The sequence below is a fragment of the Thermus sp. FJN-A genome (genome assembly GCF_054655095.1).
Genome location: NZ_BAAHSC010000228.1, coordinates 1 through 236 on the forward strand (window position 1 = coordinate 1; position 236 = coordinate 236).

Annotated in this window: 1 protein-coding gene; it reads left to right on the forward strand. The window is 72.0% G+C overall.

Going from position 1 to position 236, the window contains the following annotated elements; all coding sequences use genetic code 11:
* The coding region (locus ACYQ0J_RS13510) for a tyrosine-type recombinase/integrase (protein WP_460172617.1) at positions 1-236 on the forward strand (236 nt) is incomplete at both ends.

A 236-nucleotide genomic window follows, 5' to 3' on the forward strand; every position in this document is an offset into this window, starting at 1 on the left:
TCCTCTACGGCACAGGCCTCCGCCTCTCCGAGGCCCTGGCCCTGACCTACGCCGACCTCACCTATCAGGACGGCGTCCCCCACGCCATCCGGGTCCAGGGGAAGGGGGGGAAGGAGCGGATGGTGGTCCTCTCGCCCACGGCCCAGCGGGCCCTGCACCAGTGGCTGCGGCACCGGAACCTCGAGGGCCACCCCACGAGCCCCTACATCTGGAGCCACACCACGGGGCCCAACCGG